13 protein-coding genes are annotated in these 15,541 nt (G+C 57.4%); 5 read left to right on the top strand and 8 right to left on the bottom strand.

The window, feature by feature from the left end:
- Nucleotides 1-695: 695 nt before the first annotated feature.
- The 7 genes from LB462_RS05730 to LB462_RS05700 are packed head-to-tail and all read right to left on the bottom strand — an operon-like array spanning nucleotide 696 to nucleotide 6,238.
- On the bottom strand, nucleotides 696-3,779 hold the full coding sequence (locus tag LB462_RS05730) for a proton-conducting transporter transmembrane domain-containing protein (RefSeq protein WP_224506402.1): 3,084 nt from the start codon (nucleotides 3,777-3,779) through the stop codon (nucleotides 696-698).
- Nucleotides 3,773-4,141 (bottom strand): sodium:proton antiporter, encoded by a 369-nt coding sequence (locus LB462_RS05725; RefSeq protein ID WP_224506401.1) that lies wholly within the window; start codon nucleotides 4,139-4,141, stop codon nucleotides 3,773-3,775. Before LB462_RS05725 ends, LB462_RS05730 begins: the two co-directional genes overlap by 7 nt.
- A 21-nt stretch (nucleotides 4,142-4,162) precedes the next feature.
- The gene (locus LB462_RS05720) at nucleotides 4,163-4,861 is read right to left on the bottom strand and encodes a Na(+)/H(+) antiporter subunit B (protein ID WP_224506400.1); all 699 of its coding nucleotides are present in this window, start codon (nucleotides 4,859-4,861) and stop codon (nucleotides 4,163-4,165) included.
- The gene (gene mnhG, locus LB462_RS05715; protein WP_224506399.1) at nucleotides 4,858-5,205 is read right to left on the bottom strand and encodes a monovalent cation/H(+) antiporter subunit G; all 348 of its coding nucleotides are present in this window, start codon (nucleotides 5,203-5,205) and stop codon (nucleotides 4,858-4,860) included. Before mnhG ends, LB462_RS05720 begins: the two co-directional genes overlap by 4 nt.
- Nucleotides 5,202-5,447: a hydrogenase subunit MbhD domain-containing protein gene (locus LB462_RS05710; protein ID WP_224506398.1), complete on the bottom strand. Its 246-nt coding sequence runs from the start codon at nucleotides 5,445-5,447 to the stop codon at nucleotides 5,202-5,204. Before LB462_RS05710 ends, mnhG begins: the two co-directional genes overlap by 4 nt.
- 4 nt (nucleotides 5,448-5,451) lie before the next feature.
- The gene (locus LB462_RS05705; protein WP_224506397.1) at nucleotides 5,452-5,712 is read right to left on the bottom strand and encodes an MrpF/PhaF family protein; all 261 of its coding nucleotides are present in this window, start codon (nucleotides 5,710-5,712) and stop codon (nucleotides 5,452-5,454) included.
- Entirely contained in the window at nucleotides 5,705-6,238 is a 534-nt protein-coding gene (locus LB462_RS05700) for a Na+/H+ antiporter subunit E (RefSeq protein ID WP_224506396.1), read from the bottom strand. The genes LB462_RS05705 and LB462_RS05700 overlap by 8 nt, the downstream gene beginning before the upstream one ends.
- A 407-nt stretch (nucleotides 6,239-6,645) precedes the next feature.
- Between LB462_RS05700 and LB462_RS05695 the strand changes: the two genes are divergently transcribed.
- The 4 genes from LB462_RS05695 (at nucleotide 6,646) to gltS (ending at nucleotide 13,885) form a co-directional block, all read left to right on the top strand.
- Nucleotides 6,646-8,232: a bactofilin family protein gene (locus LB462_RS05695; protein WP_224506395.1), complete on the top strand. Its 1,587-nt coding sequence runs from the start codon at nucleotides 6,646-6,648 to the stop codon at nucleotides 8,230-8,232.
- Nucleotides 8,233-8,498: 266 nt separating this feature from the next.
- On the top strand, nucleotides 8,499-9,587 hold the full coding sequence (locus LB462_RS05690) for an efflux RND transporter periplasmic adaptor subunit (RefSeq protein WP_224506394.1): 1,089 nt from the start codon (nucleotides 8,499-8,501) through the stop codon (nucleotides 9,585-9,587).
- Complete coding sequence (locus LB462_RS05685) at nucleotides 9,584-12,664, top strand: efflux RND transporter permease subunit (protein ID WP_224506393.1); 3,081 nt, start codon at nucleotides 9,584-9,586, stop codon at nucleotides 12,662-12,664. The genes LB462_RS05690 and LB462_RS05685 overlap by 4 nt, the downstream gene beginning before the upstream one ends.
- A 24-nt stretch (nucleotides 12,665-12,688) precedes the next feature.
- The gene (gene gltS, locus LB462_RS05680) at nucleotides 12,689-13,885 is read left to right on the top strand and encodes a sodium/glutamate symporter (RefSeq protein ID WP_224506392.1); all 1,197 of its coding nucleotides are present in this window, start codon (nucleotides 12,689-12,691) and stop codon (nucleotides 13,883-13,885) included.
- Here gltS and LB462_RS31385 read toward each other — a convergent pair.
- On the bottom strand, nucleotides 13,878-14,006 hold the full coding sequence (locus LB462_RS31385; RefSeq protein ID WP_370637074.1) for a hypothetical protein: 129 nt from the start codon (nucleotides 14,004-14,006) through the stop codon (nucleotides 13,878-13,880). The genes gltS and LB462_RS31385 overlap by 8 nt on opposite strands.
- Nucleotides 14,007-14,385: 379 nt before the next feature.
- Here LB462_RS31385 and LB462_RS05670 point away from each other — a divergent pair, with 379 nt between their 5' ends.
- Nucleotides 14,386-15,537 (top strand): helix-turn-helix domain-containing protein, encoded by a 1,152-nt coding sequence (locus tag LB462_RS05670; RefSeq protein ID WP_224506391.1) that lies wholly within the window; start codon nucleotides 14,386-14,388, stop codon nucleotides 15,535-15,537.
- The last annotated feature ends 4 nt before the right edge of the window (nucleotides 15,538-15,541 follow it).

Raw genomic sequence — 15,541 nt, 5'->3', positions numbered from 1 at the left:
TCTTTGCTGACCTGCCAAATCGGCATTGTACAATGTTGCCGCGCAGCAACAACCGTTCCTTTGAAAATGCCGATAATAGGCGAATATCGAGCATTTTGGATTGTAGCTTGAATGTCTACAATTCCGATTAAAGGCCTGTTGCGTAGTGCGTATTCAATCGTCGCCTTAAAAAGATAGGGACTCCAAACCCGCTAGTTTTCTCCTCTCGTTCCGAATAATGATTTGGCAAAACAGGAATGAAAGCCACCGAACGACGACTGCTTTGCGCCCGCGATGCAGACATTGTAACAAAATTGCGGAATGCCAAAAGCGGACGATCGAAACCATACCAGGAACGGAACTCCTATCCAAACCAAAGCGACTTCGGATCTAAAGCCTAAGTCGGTATGTCGGTAGGCTTCAGCGGTGCCCCAAGGAATTCCATCCCCCATTGCGCGCCGAAGCGGTTCAGGGCGGTCTTATCGGGTATTCCGGTCGCCATGACTGACCCTAGCTCGGTGAAAAACGCTGCTGCATCCAAGGCAAGTGTTATGAGAATGTATTGGCGTGCCGGCTTGCTGGCGGAGCATTGGCGCGATTGTCGCAACAACGACGACGCCAGAAATAATTACCGCTAGCAGCGGCGGCACGATTTTCACCGCACTAAAGAAGAATTTAGCACCCCAGCCAATCAACTCTGGCGATGGGCATCGCAATTAGCGAATAAGTGTGCCGGTCACGTAAATGGCAATGACGTACCATAGAACATAGAGGCAGTAGGTCTGGCCATCGCCCGTATAGATCTGTCGAACCGAGCCGGCGGCGCTCAGCGTCAAATCCGATATACCGCGCCAGAATGCTATTGCGACAGGCCTCAACAAGCGCGAGAGACCGGTTTGGTAAAATGCGTAAAAGACCGTAACGCCGGTCGTTGGGGCGCGCCGATATCCGTAAATGTAACGCAGCCAGACAACGAAAAAGAGAGCCGCCGCGATCCCGACGGTAGTGGCCATGACAGGTATGGGATTCCAATATCCGTAAATCGTTTCCAGCGACATGCCATCCCAAACCAACGTCGAGGCGAATGCAGGGTCGATAGCTGCGGATACGGGCTCCATGAACAGTTTCGGGAAGAATGTCAAAGCGAAGATGGCGATGATCAGGACATATTGCGGCACAAGAAGTGCTAGCGGCGCCTCCGCAATTGCCTCGAATCTGGCTTTCCGTTCTCCGAGAAAAACTGCGTAGGCCAGACGAAACATATAGAGAAAGCCGACGAAGGTTGCGAGAACGGCCAATGCCGCGAGCCCGTACCAGCCCTTTTCCACCATGGCACTGAGAAGCAGCCACTTGCCACCGAACCCCGCGAGTGGCGGCAGGCCGGACATCGATATCAGGGCCGTAGCGACCGCAGCGAAGGTGAAGGGCATGTTGCGAACCAGTCCACCATTCTCTTCAAGCAGCCGTGTTCCGGTCCGCAGGATGACGCCGGCAGCGGCAAGAAACAATATGCCCTTCACCATCAGGTGGTTGGCAACGAGATAGAATGCCGTGACCCAGCCGAGATGGCTCATCAGCGCGATGGCGGTCACGATATAGCCAAGCTGACTCATGCTCGAATAGGCGAGCATGCGTTTCATGTCGGTTTGCTGTAGCGCCATCGCCGCACCGAACAACGTCGTCAACAGGCCGACCCAACCCATCACATGCGCCATGTCGAGGCCAATTTCCGAGCGGATGGCGAGATAGGTGACCGAGAACAGGCCAAAGATTGCAACCTTGCTGACCACGGCCGACAACATTGCCGAGAGGTCATCATCGGCCTCCGCATAGGCGCCGGGGAGCCAGATATGGACACCCGCAGCCCCCGCCTTGATGAGAAAGCCCACGGCCAGCAATACAAATGCCGGCCAGGCATCCTTCCCTGCAGCCCCGAATGCAGCAAGGTCAATCGTGCCATTGGCGGCGGCGGCCATGGCAAAGCCTGCGAGAAGACAAAAGGCCGATGCAATCGAGAACAACAGGAATGGCAAGGCATAGGGATGGGCGTTGCGTGCCCGCGCAATCAAAAAATAGGAAGAGAGCGTGATCATCTCCCAGCTGAAGAAGAATTCTAGGCTCGTCCTGGTACGCAGGAGTGCCGCAATGGACAGGAGCAGCAACGCCATCAGCGGATAGTAGCCCGGCCGCGGGTCCGCGCGATAGAAGCTGGCCGACGCGATAACCAGCCCGCCTGAAAGGAGAAGCACCGCGAAAAGGCGGCTGATGCCCTCGACCGGACCAACGATCCAGATGCCAAGCAGAAGCACCAGTATGAGCATGAGCATTGATTTGAGCCGCCCGGGAAGCCAGTCGAACAGGCACAGAAAGGCCGCGGCACCGAGCGGTGCGAATATCCATAGCGAGGCCGCTCCTGAAAGATTAGCCGCCACATAGCCCGAAACGCAGAGAAACGCTGCACACAAACCAGCAGGCAGTAGACGCCCGGGCGAGACAGCAATGGCGCCTTGTTCGACGGCACGGGTCGCCTGCTTGAACCAGCGGAACATGTATGCGATCTCGAGTAGCGATCCGATCAGAATGACGGCGATCCAAGCATATTGCCCTGCCGTCGCGACGCGAACCACGAGTTCCCATTTCGACCAGAAACCCGGGAAAGGCGGCAGACCCGCAATGGCAACGAGCAGAATGGCGAAGATGAGCATTATTAGCGGACGTCCGGCGAGTGCGGACCAGTCGTCGACCTGCGGACGATTGACGGCGCCTGCCAGGAAGAACAGGCCAGCCTTCGCCAAAAGGTGATTGACGAACAGCCCGCCGACGACGAGCGGAATTGACGCTTCGGCACCAGGCTGTCGCATCAACGCAAGCGCCAAGGTGAGAAGGCCCAATTGCGCGATCGACGAATAGCCAAGCATGCGCTGAACGTTCGTCTGGCGCAGTCCGGCAAGATTGGAGAACAGGAACGTTATCCCGCCTGACACTGCGATAAGGGTAAGGTAGTTTTCGAACAGCGGAAGCAGTTTGAAGAGTGCAAAGAATGCGCCCGCCGACACTGCCCCGGAAACGAGTACTGCAACACCGCTCGAGGCGGATTGATAGACATCCAGCCCCCAGCCGTTGGCCGGAAAGGGCTTCAGTTCGATGATGAGGCAGGACAATACAAGCAGCAACGCCGTTGTTCCGATCGGTCCGGCTATCAGCGCGCGGTCGACGATCATATCGTCAATGTTGAGCGTTCCGGTCACGTGATACAGCAAGGCCGAACCCAGCAGGAAAAAGGTCGAGGCAAGCACGGTCGCCAGGATGTACTTGAAGCCGGCAGCGAGCGCTGCCGGTGTACCATCGAAGCCGAGGAGACCGTACGTCGCTATCGATACAATTTCGAGGAACACAAAAAGGTTGAACAAATCCCTTGTCATCACCATCCCGTTGACGCCCATGATCAAGAGCAGAAACAGCAATTGCGCCGCATAGTTTTGACGTAGCCGATCCCAAAGATGCCAGGCGGCCAGCAGCGCGACGATATTGACGCTGAAAGCACACACACCCTCCCAGGGCCCAAAGCGGAGATTGATCGAATATGGCGGCGCACTGCCGGCCGTGAAGCTCTCCAACACCGGTTGCCCGTGGTAAACCGCCCACAGGCAGGCAGCCGAAACGGCAACTATACCGGCGAGCGCAAGGACAAAGATCACCGCCGGCAACGGTTTGGCGATGCGATACAGCAGTGGGATGAGAAAGCTGCCCCCAAGGCCGAACAGAAAGATGTTCAACGGTTGCAACAGGGCTTCTACCATTTCGACTCCGTGAAGGCGTCTATGTCGAGCGTCTTCCTGGCATCGTAAAGGCGTATTGCGAATGACAGCATGATCGCGGTTACTGAAAAGCCGATGACGATGGCCGTGACGACCAGCGCCGAAGGGATGGGATCGACGGCGTTCGTCGCAGCATTGGCCTTATCCAATGCCGCGTCGATGATTGGCGCGGTGCCGCCAGTGACGTAGCCCGTTGCCACCATGACAACGTGGATGCCGGTGTCGATCAGCGAAAAACCGATAATGATGCGCAGAATGTTGCGATGGACGAAAATTCCCGCAAGGCCGATCAGGATCAGGCAAAATCCCGTGACCAGCAATATCTGCGAAACCGGTAGACCCATCAACCCACCTCGCCCGCCATATCAGTGCCGGAACCGATCGATGACGACACTGAGCTCGGCTCCAACCTTGATGCCAAGCAAGGCCGATATCAGGGGAATTGCCCCAGCACTCAACAGCGTTCCAAATGTACCGAGTGGCAGAATGTGGCTATCAAGAAAACCGTCGGCAAAAACAATACCGAGAATTCCGATCGACACGTAAAGGACGCCGGCGAGCGATTCCGTCACACTCAGGAAACCGTGATTCAATTGGGTTGCAGAGCTCGCCAGCATCAGCAGCATGACACCGGACGCCACCACCGCACCACCCTGAAACCCGCCGCCGGCCGAAAGATGCCCGTTCATGATGACATAAGCGCCGAACAGGAAGATAAGCGGCAATATGACCTCGGCGCCGGTACGGACCAGTTCGCTCGGCTCGCTCTCGTCGATACTCGCTGCGTTGGTGACCTGCGCGTTATCGCCAGACTTGTTGGCAAGGAGCACACCAACGCTCGCTGCCACCATGAAAAGCACTGCCACCTCCCCCAGCGTGTCGAAGCCGCGATAGGTGATGAGTATCCCTGTCACGACATTCGGCGCACCGAGTTCGCGCGGAACCTGCGAGAGATAGTATTCGGCGAGCGGCGATCTCGTCTGGCGTTCGCTATACCCCCCAACCAGGCCAAAGAAGATCGCCCCGAACATCAGCACGGCGATGATGGCAAATAGACGTTTCATCCTGCGCCGCCCTCCTCCTTGTGTGCATTCTCCGCGTCGCGCAATGCATCGGTTATGGTGGAGGCAGCCATGGGCGTTCCGATTGCGTGGGCGGCGCGCGACAGGGCATGCGATGACAATGGATTGGTCATCAGCACGAAATAGGCGACGAGAATCAGCTTGGCGCTCCAATCGGGGTGATAGATGCCCAGTCCGACCAGTACCAAAATATTGCCCAGCGTCGACGCCTTGGTGCCCGCCTGGATGCGGGTAAAGGCATCCGGCATACGCAGGAGTCCGAGCCCAGCCGAAAAAAGAAAGAAAGCGCCCACCAGGATCACCAGGCTGCCGATCAGTTCCATCATGGCTCCCCCCCGCTGCCGGTCCTTCGCATCGTGTAGAGGAAGATCAGAGTTGCCAGTCCCGAGCCTATCGCCGCCTCTGCCATCGCAACATCAGGTGCAGCCAGCAGAACATATGACACCGCAGCAAAGAGGCTCGCGAGGCCGGCGCTGATCATCGCTGCCAGCAGATTGCCGAGACACACCGCCAGCACACCACTGACCAGGATGCCGGCGCAAACCAGAATGACGAGGAGTTCCAACATGCCGCTAGGATCTCCGTTCGAGGAAGCGCGCAATGGCGAGCACGGCCAGGAAGCTCAGCAACCCATAGACCAGCGCAACATCGATATAGACGAAACGACCGGATAGATGGGCATAGAGCGCTATGAGCGAAATTGAGATCACCGTGAGCATGTCGATCGCTACGATCCTGTCGACGATGGTCCTGCCTATGATAAGCCGCACCACACCGCAGGCGATGCCCATAAAAATCAATGCACCGGCTATCCGCAGGATAATGTCAGCCAAAGACTTCTCCCAAGTGTTTCTCGAATGGCCCTGCGATCATTTCGGTCGCAATCTCAGGATCGACGGTTTTGACGTCGAGCCAGTGAATAAACAGCGCATCGTCCTTTATCGCCATGACGAGTGAGCCCGGCGTCAATGCGATCGAATTGGCAAGGGCCAGTCTTCCGATCGGCGATTTGAGCCGGATATTGATCCTGACGATACCGGGATGAATGTCGATGCGTGAAGAATAGACGTATCGCAGCATGTTCAGGTTGGCCTTCACCAACTCTAAAAAAAACAAGCCTGTATAGGCGATGAAATGGAGGACGCTTCGCGGTGTCAGCAGGACGTTCCACCATGTGCCGCTGCGGCGCATGAAAATCCAGTCGACAACCAGTGCAATCACCGCGCCAGTCACCACGATAGGAAGAGCCAGGCTCGAATTCAGGATCAGCCAAAGCGAAAACAACAGCAGCCAAAGACTGATCGAGCCGAGCGCCGAACGCGAAACGCTGCTGTCATCGGTCTGACGGTCTGACGGCATTTAAAGCGGCCTTTGTGGACAATCGAGATGATCCATCCGACTGGCGGAGGCGGTCTCTATAATAACCGGCTCTAGTATAAGCTAAAGTTCCGGAAAAATGCTTCCAATTTGTTGACTATCCTTCATTTTTATTTGGTCGAAAGCCCTCTTTGTTTCGACGAATGGCATCTAAAGCCAAGATTTGAGACTCAATGCCAATCACAGTGCTTCTGCGGGAAGTTAATGTATTTGAATGGCCACACCTTGGGCCATGCGATTAGGGAAATGACAACATCGAGAACCCTCCGAAAACTGAACCTGAAATCTCCGTTGGCTCCAGCCTCACTGGTTTCCAACCGCTCAGTGCAGCTGAAGCCAAGGTCGTTGCGCATCTGAGTTTGGGAGATTTCGACAGGCTTGGAGACGGCTTGCGCCCAGAGCAGGAGGATCCAGCGCGCACCGTGCGCGCGACGCTATTGCGCTTCCTCATCCTCGGGAACAGCGAATATCATTTGCACGAAAAGGGGCTGAGGCTTAGCGGTGCATGGGTGTCCGGTATTCTCGACCTCGAAGGTTGCCGGATTCTACGCGACATTGGTCTCAAGGACTGCCACTTCGAAGCTTCGCCGATCCTGCGTTCGGCCATTATCGACAACCTCTTTCTGGACGGTTCGGCCATGCCCGGATTGCAAGCTGATCGTCTCGAAGCGCGTGGGGGTCTGTCCTTCCGCGGCGCGACTATCACGGGAGAAATCCGTCTCTCCGGGGCACGCATCGGTGGTAACATCGAGATAGACGGTGCATCCATCGTCTCGCCTGCAGGCATTGTCCTCGACGCCGGCGGATTGGAGGTTCGTGGTGCGATCCTGTTGCGCGGCGCAGACGTCCGCGGGGGCATTAATTTTTCGGGCGTCCGGCTTGGCGGTGACCTCAACGCCGTCGGCGCACAGATCGAGCGTCCCGGGGAAGTCGCCCTGAACGGGGATGCCATTGTCGCGGGCGGTGACCTCGCCATGCGAGGGGCAACGATCGTTGGCGAGGCCCGCCTACTGGGTGCCCGCTTTGGTGGAGACATCGATTGCACATCGGCGACGCTATCGCAGCCTGGCGGCTACGCATTGAGGCTCAATCGTGCAATCGTCGATGGTGCATTCTTCCTGCGACAGAGTGCATCGGTTGAAGGTACGCTCGACCTGACGGCCACGTCGATCGGAGCGATTGATGACGAACAGGCAAGCTGGCCAAAGACGGGTGATCTGCTCCTGAACCGTTGCCAGTATGGCGCGTTCATCGGCGGGCCCGTCGACGCGGTAAGCAGGCTCGATTGGCTATCTCGTCAGACGCCTGAACGATGGGGCGCGGATTTCTGGCCGCAACCCTATGAGCAGCTTTCGACCGTGCTGCGGGAAATGGGTCACGACGAAGATGCCCGCGCCGTCCTGATCACCAAGGAACGGCTGCAGCGGCGCGCACGGCGGGCGCGCGCAAAGAACCCGGCGCTGCGCGTCGCCCTTGCCACAACGGATGGTATATTGGCCGTAACCCTTCGCTATGGCCGCCAGCCTCTCCTCGCGCTGTTGTGGCTGATCCTGTTTTGGGCGATTGGCATCGGCGTGTTCGCGTTTGCCCAGAAAAATGGTGCCATCAAGCCGAACAGCCCGGTCATCCTCCGTTCACTTGAATGGACCATGTGCGGTCTCCAGCAAACCGATAGCCGCTACATGCCGTCAAGCGGCCAGACTTTCGCTGGACGTGCGACTACTGGAGAAAATCAGCTTTCCTGCTTCCTCAACCAGCCTGAAGCAGCCAGCTACCCGGAGTTCAACCCGCTCATGTATTCATTGGATGTCCTGTTGCCGGTGCTGTCGATCGGCCAGAAGGAATACTGGCGGCCGGATCCCACAAAACCCAACGGCCAGTTCATCCTGAAATACTATTTCTTCCAGTCGGTTGTTGGCTGGGCCTTGAGTCTGCTTGCAGTCGCCGGCTTTTCCGGGCTGGTCAAGTCGAAGTAAGTCGACGCAACTGCATGGGCAATCGCTTCACCAGCATGTCAAAACGTCGATATCAAGGGAATTCAGCACTAACAGCACATGCGTGCCGCCACGGGCCATCTCTTGCGTTCCCGCTGGAATTGGGATTCCAAGCGCCCATTTGGGATTTCTGACCAATCACAAACCATAGACAGACGCTATAGTCGAAGTGCCTCTCAGATAAGCTTTATCCCATTTAATTGAGCTTCCCGGAGTGCATGAGGATGCTGGTTTTAGTGAATAGGTCGATGCGAAGGGTGCGTGCGTTTGGCGCGCTGTTTGGTCTTTTGACCGCCGCCACGATCCTTGCCGGATGTCGGGAGGAGACAAAGCAACCCGCCCCGCTCATCCGCCCTGTACGGACCATTACGGTCGAGCACAGCAAGCTTGGCGACAGCGTCAGCCTTACCGGCCATGTCGAGGCTGAGAGCCAGGTTTCCTTCGCGTTTCGGCTTGGCGGGCGTGTGATCGAACGCTTGGTTAACGTTGGCGATCAGGTCGAGCCAGGACAAATCCTGGCAAAACTCGACCCCCAGAATGAGATCAGTGCACTCCGCACCGCACAGGCCAACCTGGTTGCTGCCGAAGGGCAGCTAGTCAAGACGCGTAACGCGTTTGGAAGACAGGAAACACTATTGCGGCAGGGTTTTACAACACGCGCCCAATTTGATGCCGCCCAACAGGCCATGCGGGCATCGCAATCCCAGGTCGACAGTTCGCAAGCCCAGTTGGACAACGCCGAGGATCGCGTGAGCTTCACGGAATTGCACGCGGATGCCGCCGGCAGCGTCACCGCCGTTGGTGCCGAGCCGGGCGAAGTTGTCCAGGCGGGGCAAATGGTCCTGCAGGTTGCCCGACAAGATGGTCGCGATGCCGTATTCGATGTACCGGCGCAGCTGCTGCGACAGGCGCCGGAGGCGGCTATCATAGAAGTCACCCTGACCGACGATCCTGCGGTCAAAGCTACAGGACGGGTTCGCGAGGTGGCACCCCAAGCCGATCCGACTACAAGGACGTTCCGGGTGCGCGTCGGCCTGAGCGATACGCCGGAGGCCATGCGACTCGGGTCGACAGTCACCGGACGTGTGACACTCGCTTCGTCGCCGGAGATCGCAATACCCGCCACCGCATTGACCAACTTCAACCGACAGCCTGCAGTATGGATCGTGGATCAGGACAAAAAAACCGTGTCGACACGCAACGTCGAAGTGCTTCGCTTTGATCCAGCCACGGTCATCATTGCCCAGGGCCTCAACCCCGGCGAGGTCGTCGTGACCGCCGGCGTTCAGGCCTTGCATGATGGCCAGGAAGTTCGATTGCTTGGGTCAACCCAATGAACGGCTTCAATCTGTCAGCATGGGCACTGAAAAGCCGCTCACTCGTGATCTACGCGATGATTGCGGTAGTCGTGGCCGGTGCGGCCGCTTTTATCAATCTCGGTCGCAACGAGGACCCGGCGTTTACCATCAAGACGATGGTCGTCAGGGCGGCTTGGCCGGGCGCGACCCTTGATGACACGCTGAAACAGGTTACCGAACGGCTGGAACGCAAGCTTCAGGAGATACCTGAAGTGGATTTTCTGCGCAGCTTTACCAATGCTGGCGTGACAACCATCTTCGTGAACCTCAAGGATGCCACGACGGCGGCGGAGGTCCCTGACGTCTGGTATCAAGTGCGCAAGAGCATTGGGGACATTAGACCGACGTTACCAGCGGGCATCGTGGGGCCCGGCTTTGACGATGATTTCGGCGATACATTCGGCATCATATACGGCTTCACCGCGGATGGTTTCACCCAGCGCGAACTTGCCGACTATGTTGATGACGCCCGCTCGCACTTGCTGCATGTGCCAGATGTTTCCAAAATCGACGTGCTTGGAGCCCAGCCAGAACGAATATTTATCGAATTCTCCACCGAACAGCTCGCCGGTCTCGGCATCGACAGGGCCGCCGTGATCGCAGCGCTCCAGGCACAGAATGTGGTCAGCCCTTCGGGCACTTTGCGCACCTCGGACGAAAGACTGACGCTGCGTGTAAGCGGAGCTTTCGATTCGGAAGAGGATCTCCAGGATCTCAACTTTGTTGCAAACGGCAGGCTCGTCCGGCTGCGCGACATCGCCGAAATCCACAGGGCCTACGCAGATCCGCCGCAGCCGATGTTTCGTGTTAATGGCAAGCCGGCCATGGGCCTTGCGATTTCCATGCGTGAGGGCGGCGATATTCTGGCATTGGGCCGCAACATCACGGCGGCGATGCAGGAGATCACTGCGGATCTGCCGATCGGCGTCGACACTACGCTTGTCGCCAATCAGCCGCAGGTCGTCGATGATGCCATCGGAGAATTCACCACGTCGCTCTGGCAGGCGATCCTCATCATCATGGCCGTCAGTTTCATCAGCCTCGGTATCCGCGCGGGCACCGTTGTTGCTCTCGCCATTCCACTGTCTCTGGCGATGGTGTTCGCGGTCATGCAGATTTTCGGGATAGATCTGCAGCGTGTGTCGCTAGGCGCCCTGATCATCGCGCTCAGCCTCTTGGTGGACGACGCGATGACAACAGTGGATTCCATGACGACGCGGCTCGCACTCGGCGACGAAAAGGAAGAGGCGGCGAGTTTTACGTTCAGGACGCTGGCAGCTGCCATGTTGACTGGCACCCTCGTCACCGCAACGGGTTTCGTTCCGATCGGATTTGCGCAGAGTTCTGCAGGCGAATACACATTCTCGATCTTCGCAGTTGTCAGTATCGCCCTCGTCGTCTCCTGGCTCGGGGCCGTGATTTTCTCTCCTCTCCTCGGTGTAGCCCTGCTCAAGAAGCCGGAGAATACCGAGCCTGGAAAACCTTCCATCATTCTTCGCTCTTTCCGTAGCTTGCTCCTCGTCGCTTTGCGCATGCGTTGGCTAACCATCGGGCTGACACTCGCATGTTTCGTGCTCGCGATTCTGGCACTTCCATTCGTGCCGCGGCAGTTCTTTCCATCGTCCGATCGTCCTGAACTGCTTGTCGATATAAGACTGCCGCAAAACGCTTCGATCGAGGCGAGCCAGCAAGCCTCGGACCAACTCGACGAGCTTCTGAAGGATGATCCCGATGTGGCCCATTGGAGTACCAATGTCGGGCGCGGAGCCATACGTTTCTATTTGCCGCTCAACGTCGAACTGCCCAATGAGTTCTTCTCGCAAGCGGTTGTCGTTGCAAAGGATGTTCCCGGCCGCGAGAGGCTGCGAGCGCGACTGGAAGAGGAACTGGCGGAAAAGGTTCCGAGTGCCATTTCACGCGTCTCGCTGCTCGAACTCGGGCCACCGGTTGGCTGGCCAGTGCAGTACCGCGTCAGTGGCCCCGATCCGCACGAGGTTCGCGCTATCGCCCAACGCCTAGCGCAGATGCTGGGCGGCAATTCGCAGCTGAAGCGCATCAATTTCGACTGGATCGAACCGGCACGCACGATACGAGTTCATATAGACCAGGATCAGGCGCGCCTGTTGGGTCTAAGTTCCCAGGCATTGGCCACCGCCCTGAACACTGTGGTGTCCGGAACAGCCGTGACGCAAGTGCGCGATGATATCTACCTGATCGATGTCGTCGTCCGATCGACCGATGAACAGCGCGTATCACTCGAGAATCTGCGCACGCTGCAGTTCCCGCTCGCCAACGGCCGGACCGTTCCGCTCAGCCAGTTCGCCACATTCGAGGTCGATCAGGAATTTCCCGTGATCTGGCGCCGCGACCGCGTTCCAACGCTCACCGTGCAAGCGGACGTCACAGCCGGGTCCTCGCCGGAAGCCATCGTTCAGGAACTCGAACCGGAGATCGAGAAGCTCAACGCAAGCCTAACCGGTCCTTATCGGATCGTGCCGGGCGGAACGGTCGAGGAAAGCGCCAAATCCCAAGCTTCGGTCATCGCCGTGGTTCCGATCATGCTGTTCCTGATGATCACTATTCTCATGATCCAGCTGAAGAGTTTCAGCCGCCTGTTTCTGGTGCTGAGCGTTGTCCCGATGGGGCTCATCGGTGTTGTCGGTTCGCTCTTCATCTTCAACAGGCCTTTGGGCTTCGTCGCCATTCTCGGTATTTTATCACTGCTCGGACTGATCGCGAAGAACGCCGTGATCCTGATCGAACAGATCGAGACAGAACGGGGCAAGGGGACCGAGGTGTGGAACGCGGTGATCGATGCCACCGTATCGCGCTTCCGTCCTATCATGCTGACCGCGATATCCACTGTCCTCGGTATGATCCCGATAGCCTGGACCATTTTCTGGGGACCGATGGCGATCGCGATCATGGGCGGGCTGCTGGTGGCAACTGTGCTGACTCTCGTCTTCCTGCCAGCCCTCTATGTGGCCGCATTCCGGGTCAAGGAACCGACGAGCAGTGCCACCACCATGCGGCCTGTTTCACATAATCCGGCCTAGGCTCCAGATGAGGTTCGATCGCCAGTGACAAGTATCGAGTTTCCAGGTTTTGTCAGTCTGACGATAGCAATTGTCGTTTTCTTTATCGGCGCTGGACTGAACGGCCGGATCGCGGTGCTGCGGCAATGGAACATTCCGGAAGCCGTGACCGGCGGTTTGCTCGCGGCTCTGACAACCCTTCTCGCTTATCGTGTTTTGGGGATTGCGATCTCGTTTGACCTCGCGGCGCGCGACCTGTTGCTCCTCTACTTTTTTACCAGCATCGGCCTCAACGCTCGCCTTGCCGATCTGATCGCCGGTGGCAAGCCGCTGCTAATCCTGCTTGGACTGACGCTGATCTATCTCGTCATCCAGAATCTTATCGCCGCCGGAAGCACCGCCGCCCTCGGAATGCCCGAAGGCATGACCGTTCTTGTGGGCTCAGCGTCCCTGATTGGCGGACATGGCACGACAATTGCATGGGCACCGATTCTTGCCGAGCGTTTCGGTCTCACCAACGCGATGGAGATTGGCGTGGCGGCGGCAACTCTAGGTCTTGTCATTGCAAGTCTTGTCGGTGGGCCAGTCGCTGGTCTCTTGATTGCGCGCTACCAGCTTAAAGGTCCTGACGCTGCCCCTTCGATTGGATTAGGGGATAACGACGTCATAGAAGACGACCTCAACCATATCACGCTGCTGCGCACCATCCTCGTCCTCAACGTTGCGGTCCTTATCGGCTACACGGTCGATGAGCTATTGGCTGACTTGGGATTTCGTCTACCCCTCTTCGTCGCCTGCCTCCTGTCTGCCATCGTCTTGACCAATGTCGTTCCGCGGATCATGCCGACCCTGTTTTGGCCGACGCGGACGCGCGCGTTGGCCCTTGTCTCCGACCTTTCGCTGAGCATCTTTCTTGCAATGTCGCTGATGAGCATGCAACTCTGGACTCTCGGAGGGCTTGGGCCATCGCTGCTTCTGATCCTCGCGCTCCAGACGGTTGCAGCGATTGCCTACATACTCTTCGTTGTATTCCCGCTGATGGGTCGCAACTACGACGCCGCGGTGATTGCCGGCGGCTTCAGTGGCATAAGCCTTGGGGCGACGCCAACTGCCATCGCCAATATGACTGCCATTACCAAACTGCACGGCGCGGCACCGATGGCCTTCATTATCCTACCACTGGTGTCAGCTTTTTTCATCGATATCGCAAATGCGTTCGCGATCGGCTTTCTCGTCAATTGAGCAGGGTTAGCGCCAGCGGCACGTCTCTGTTGATCAGCCCCTCCTCGGCAATCTCGCCTTTCGCCGTGATTTTTTCGGTGTTCTTCTGGAGCTTCATGTGGGGAGTGCCGGGCGCATTCATTGGTGTCCCCATTCTCATCGCGTTCATCATCTACTGCGAGAAATCATCCGGGGCGAAATGGATTGCCGTGTTGCTGTCGGCAAAGGCTTTTGACAATTCTGACAGAACTTCGATCTAATTTCGAACACCTTCAGGTAGAGAGGCCACCGTTTGTGCAACTCGTTTCGTAACAGTTACGTACTGAACAGACTGCCGGAGTTGTGCCACACTTGTGAAGTCGAGCATTTGTAACTGCGCGATACCTTACTCTTGTGGTTTTTTGGAGCAGCCATGCCTGTACTTCCCCCAACAAAATGGATCGAAGTACTACTATGCTCGTCTCTAACAATGAGACGCCACCGATTTGCACGTTGTTCCGGGTACGACAAATGGTGAAATCATGAACGCGCATGATCAAGTCGCGCCATCGGATGCATCGCTCGATCGAAACTTTGCACACGCGGCAGCGGCGTCTGCCATCAACTGCCCTCCTCCGCAACCGAAGCGGTCGCCTTCCGGCGCATTCTCTATTCCCGCGTTCAAGTTCGATACCAGCGGCGTGCCGATTGACCATCAGTATGAATCCTGGCGCAGAAGCTTCTCGTCGATGCTCGAGTTTAGCGAATGCAGGGACAGGTCCCGCGGCTTTGAAGGAAAGCAAACCGTCTGGGATCTCGGTCGTCTGGCATTCTCGCGGATCAGAACCAGCGCACTCGAGTTTGCAAGTGTTCCTGGTCATACGCGAAGGGAAGCGCTCGATCACTGGACATTGACCCTTCCACTCGACGGTTCGATCAGCACCGTTGGTCCGGCAGGAAGCTTTCAAGGCGGCGCCGGTATAGTCCAGGTCCATTCGTTGGGACGTTGGTTTGAAGGGAGTGCAACAGACAGTGAAATGCTGGTGCTTTTTGTTCCCCGAGATTCCGATCCAGAAGTGGCACATGTCCTCAGTGCTTCCGAGTTCTCCACAGTCGACACGGCGATGGGCCGGCTATTGTCCGATTACTTCATCGGACTAGCCAAGCGGCTGCCAGCGGTCGAGGCGGACAATCTCCCTGAACTCGTGAGCGCGACTCAGGCGATGATCCGGGCGTGTCTCCTGCCATCTCCAGGCAACATCGACGAGGCTCAGGCACCTATCGCCCGCGTGTTGCTCGATAAGGCACGCCGCATAGTGCAATCCCGATTGTTCGACCCATCGTTCAATGCGAATGCGTTGCGGCGTGACCTCGCGATTTCACGCACAGGGCTTTATCGGATGTTCGAGCCATTCGGCGGCGTGATGCATTACCTGCAGCATCAGCGTCTCCTCGATGCACACGCAGCGTTAGCGGACCCGAACGACAAACGTCGTATTGTTGAGATCGCTGAGCAGCGCTGTTTCAGTGATGGCGCAGAGTTCAGCCGGGCATTCAAGAGGGAGTTCGGCTATACGCCAAGCGAAGTGAGAGCGGGCTGCAAGAGCGGTGTGCCGATCAGGCCAGCCGGCGAAATCGCCACGGCAGCTCCTGAAGAACGCCTTGGGTTGCTGCTACGCAAGCTTCACGGTTGATCTG

Origin of the sequence: Phyllobacterium chamaecytisi (assembly GCF_020164455.1) — a bacterium.
Classification (GTDB): Bacteria; Pseudomonadota; Alphaproteobacteria; order Rhizobiales; family Rhizobiaceae; genus Phyllobacterium; species Phyllobacterium chamaecytisi.
The sequence above is the reverse complement of the archived record's forward strand: the minus strand, read 5'-3'. Positions and strand labels throughout refer to the sequence as shown.